Consider the following 4,447-nt stretch of genomic DNA (forward strand, 5'->3'; position numbering starts at 1 on the left):
GCGCTCCCGATTCTCCCCCGCGCGTCCCCCCCCCCCGGGGACAGGAGGGGCCGCGACCTCGAGCGCGCCAGCGCTCCGACAACTCAGTGGCCGAGGTAGGCGGACATGACGGCGGGGTCGGTGAGCAGGGCGGAGCCCGCTCCGGTCTTGGTGACCTCGCCGGTTTCCAGGATGTAGGCGCGGTCGCTGCGGGTCAGTGCCTGCTGGGCGTTCTGCTCGACGAGCAGGACCGTGGTGCCCTGGCGGTTGATCTCGCTGATGATCTTGAAGATCTGCTGGATCACCATGGGTGCCAGACCCATCGACGGCTCGTCGAGCAGCAGCAGCTTCGGGCGGGCCATCAGGGCACGACCGATGGCCAGCATCTGCTGTTCACCGCCGGAGAGCGTGCCGCCGACCTGCTTGCGGCGTTCGGCCAGGCGCGGGAACAGTTCGAAGATCCAGTCCAGCGTCTGCTGGTACTCGGACTTCTGCTCGAACGGCCTGCCGTAGCAACCCATGTCGAGGTTCTCCGCCACGGTCATGCCGGGGAACACGCCGCGTCCTTCCGGCGCCTGGATCAGGCCGTGGACCACCCGGTCGTGGGCCTTCATCGAGGTGATGTCCTTGCCCTCGAACAGGATCTTGCCCGAGGTGAGCGGCAGCAGACCCGACAGCGCGCGCATGGCGGTCGTCTTGCCCGCGCCGTTGGCGCCGAGCAGGGTGATCAGCTCGCCCTGGTCGACCGACAGCGAGATCCCGTGCAGTGCTTCGATTCTGCCGTAGTTCACGACCATGTCGCGCACCTCGAGCAGCGGCACCTTCTGCTCGACGACGGGTTCTTCCTGCGCCGCTTCCACCACGACGGCGGGGGCCTGGGTGGGCGCCGCCTCAGCCGCGGCGGCGGCACCGGCCTCCTCGCGCACCTCGTCGACCGAGTCCGCGTCGGGCACACCGAGATAGGCCGCGATGACGGCCGGATCCTCGCGCACCTGGGCGGGCAGGCCGTCGGCGATCTTGCGCCCGAACTCGAGCACCACGATCCGGTCGGTCACGCCCATCACCAGGCGCATGTCGTGCTCGATGAGCAGCACGGTGTAGCCGTCGTCGCGGATCTTGCGGATCAGATCCATCAGCGCCGACTTCTCGCTCGGGTTGAACCCGGCGGCCGGTTCGTCCAGGCACAGCAGCTTCGGCTCGGTCGCCAGCGCTCGCGCGATCTCGAGTCTGCGCTGGTCACCGTAGGAGAGATTGCGTGCCTTCTCCACCGCGCGGGGCGCGATGCCGACGAACTCGAGCAGCGCCATGCCGCGTTCGATGGCGTCGCGCTCCTCGCGCCGGTGCTTCGGGGTGCGGAACACCGCGCCGGGCACCGAGGTGGTGTGGCGGGCGTCGGTGCCGACGACCACGTTCTCCAGCGCCGTCATCTCCCCGAACAGCCGCACGTTCTGGAACGTGCGCGCGATGCCGAGGCGGGTGATCTCGTTGCGCTTGGTCTTGGCCAGCGGCCTGCCGTCGAAATGCACACTGCCGCCCGCCGGCTTGTAGACGCCGGTGATCGCGTTGAAGCAGGTGGTCTTGCCCGCGCCGTTGGGGCCGATCAGGCCGAGGATCTCACCGCGGCGGATCTCGAAGCTGACCCCGTCCAGCGCGGTCAGACCGCCGAACTTCACCGTCAGGCCGTCGGTGCGCAGCAGCGCCTCGCCCACCTCGGTGTCGATCGCGCGATGCGGCGCGACCACCTCCGCGACCGTCTCGGCATCGCCGAGTTCGGGCAGCACCGCGGTGACGTCGACATCGCCTGCCGGTTCGACCTCCGGCGCCGGCTTGTACCCGGGCGCCATGTCCTCGTTGTCGAACAGCGCGTCTCCCGCACCCGGCCCGGTCATCGCCCTGCTCCGATCAGTTCGGCCGCCGGCTTGCGCACGACCGCCTGGTACACCTGCCTGCCGTAGGTGAGCAGCTTCTGCCGTACCGGGAACAGACCCTGTGGCCGCAGAATCATCATCACCACCAGCGCGATGCCGAAGTAGAAGTACTTCAGGTCACCGAGCGTCTGCGCGCCGCCCTTGCGGAACAGCAGCACGCTGCCGAGCAGCAGCAGGCCGAAGACCACCGCGACGATCGACACGGTGATCACCCCGCGTCTGGCCCACACGCCGAGCGCGTCACGGCGCCACCGCCACAGCAACCACAGGCCGACCAGCAGCGCGATGTCGAGCCCGAGCAGCAGATAGCCCGTCGACTCGCTCGACACCAGCTGCACCGACTGCAACCGCATCGGCAGATACGCGATGAGGAAGGCACCGACGATCACGCCGAGTTTGTTGCCCGAGCCACCGAGCACGACCGCGCACAGGAACAGCATCGACAAGATGATGTCGAACTGCTTCGGATTCACATAGGTGACCTGACCGGCGTACATGGCGCCCGAGAGGCCACCCACGGAGGCGCCGATCACGAAGGCCCACAGCTTGAACTTGAAGGTCGGCACGCCCATGATCTCGGCGGCGTCCTCGTCCTCGCGGATCGCGACCCAGGAGCGGCCGACCCGGCTGCGCTCGAGGTTGCCGATGATCAGCAGCACCACCACGACCAGCGCCATACCCAGCCAGAACCACCAGGTGCCGTTGTTCGCCCGCTGCAGCGGGTTCGAGCTGTCGGGATCACCGAGGTTGCCCGGAGAGAAGTAGCCACCGGGATGTGCTTGCGATTCGCCGACTTCCGGGTAGGCGATCTTGGACAACCCGAGGCTGCCGTTGGTCAGTTCCTCGAGGTTGTCGGCCATCAGGCGGACGATCTCACCGAAGCCCAGCGTCACGATCGCCAGATAGTCGCCGCGCAGCCGCAGGGTCGGCGCGCCGAGCACGAGACCGGCGAACGCGGTCAGCGCGACCGCGATCGGCAGGCACGCCAGCCACGCCCAGCTGGGATTGAGCCAGCCGCCGTCGGTCTGGTTCCACGGACTGTTCGGGCTGGTCAGCAGGCCGACGGTGTAGGCGCCGACAGCGTAGAAACCGACATAGCCGAGGTCGAGCAGACCTGCCTGGCCGACGACCACGTTCAGGCCGATGGCGATCAGCGCGTACATCGCGAACTGCGCCATCACGCCGCCGAAACTCACACCGGGGGTATCGATCAGCGGGGGCGGGTACAGCGGCAGGATCACCAGCACGGCGATGACCGGGATGCCGACGGCCCATTGGCCCGGCCGGGACAGCCCGTCCCACCAGTCGCGGATCGCGTCGCCGAGGCCCCGCCGATCCTGGTTCGCCACCGGGGTTTTCGTCATGTCGGTCATGCGCGCGCCCTCCCCAGGCTCTCGCCGAGGATGCCGGTCGGCCGGAACATCAGCACGGTCACCAGCAGAACGAACGCGACCACGTCACGCCATTCGTTGCCGAACAGGATCTGCCCGTATTGCTCGGCGACGCCGAGGATCATGCCGCCGAGCAGCGCGCCGCGCAGGTTGCCGATACCACCGAGCACCGCGGCGCTGAACGCCTTGATACCGAGGATGAAACCGCCGGAGAAGATGATGCCGGTGGGAATGTAGAGCGTGTAGAGCATCGCGGCCGCACCGGCGAGCAGACCGCCGATGAGGAAGGTCAGCACGATGACCCGCTCGCGCGAGACGCCCATCAGGGTCGCGGTGTCGGGGTCCTGGGCCACCGCGCGGATGGCGCGGCCGAACTTGGTTCGGTTGATGACGATCTCGGTGGTGATCGCGAGCACGATGGCCGCGGCGAAGATCACCAGCGCCACATTGGTGACCTGCGCGCCGAGGAAGCTGAACTGTACCTTCGGCTCGACGAGCCGGATCCCGGTCTGGGCGTTGGAGCCGCCGAGACCCGGCTTGATCTTGGGCAGGATGTAGTGGACGAACTCCTGGATCACGAACGACATGCCGATCGCGGTGATCAGGAACGCCAGCGGTTTGGCTCCGCGCTTGCGCAGCGGGCGGTAGGCCACCCGTTCGAGCCCGATCGCGGCGATGCCGGAGACCAGCATGCCGAACAGCATCGCCAAGCCGAGATAGGTCACCGTCAGGACCACGCCCTGGGAATACGCGTTGCCGCTGGGGGCGAAGCCGAGCAGCTCCAGCCCCACGTAGGTACCGAACATGCCGAGCATGAAGATCTCGGAATGCGCGAAGTTGATCAGTCGCAGCACGCCGTAGACCAGGGTGTAGCCGACGGCGACCAACGCGTAGATCGATCCGTAGGTGAGTCCGTCGACGGTCAATCGCCAGAACTGGTCGATCACCCCGGAGACGTTGAAATCGATGGACCCCTCGGCCAACAGGGTCACACCGAGCGATGCCGCTGATGTCATTTTTTCTCTCGCGTCAGGCGAGCGGCGCGCGGTGCATCCGCCATAGCCACCCAAAAAACCTTAGGGGGGACACACTATACCACGTAAAAACACAAAGGGAGGTTTGGGCAGTCTCCCGGGCACCCCCACAATT

The 4,447-nt window shown here is 67.3% G+C and carries 3 protein-coding genes and 1 pseudogene; all 4 read right to left on the reverse strand.

All coding sequences use genetic code 11. From position 1 onward, the window contains the following. Window positions 1–83 precede the first annotated feature (83 nt). Window positions 84–776 (reverse strand): ABC transporter ATP-binding protein, encoded by a 693-nt coding sequence (locus tag ACFWPJ_RS25745; protein ID WP_378854986.1) that lies wholly within the window; start codon window positions 774–776, stop codon window positions 84–86. A gap of 183 nt (window positions 777–959) precedes the next feature. Next, window positions 960–1,868 (reverse strand): annotated as a pseudogene (locus ACFWPJ_RS25750) (ABC transporter ATP-binding protein); the annotation flags it as partial. Next, window positions 1,865–3,271 carry a branched-chain amino acid ABC transporter permease gene (locus ACFWPJ_RS25755; protein ID WP_378854988.1) on the reverse strand — a complete coding sequence of 469 codons (1,407 nt, stop codon included), beginning with the start codon at window positions 3,269–3,271 and terminating at the stop codon, window positions 1,865–1,867. The gene ACFWPJ_RS25755 and the pseudogene ACFWPJ_RS25750, both read right to left, overlap by 4 nt. Before the next feature lie 5 nt (window positions 3,272–3,276). Beyond that, entirely contained in the window at window positions 3,277–4,314 is a 1,038-nt protein-coding gene (locus ACFWPJ_RS25760) for a branched-chain amino acid ABC transporter permease (RefSeq protein WP_378854984.1), read from the reverse strand. Window positions 4,315–4,447 lie beyond the last annotated feature (133 nt).

It is taken from the genome of Nocardia sp. NPDC058497 (genome assembly GCF_042720195.1).
Taxonomy (GTDB): domain Bacteria; phylum Actinomycetota; class Actinomycetes; order Mycobacteriales; family Mycobacteriaceae; genus Nocardia.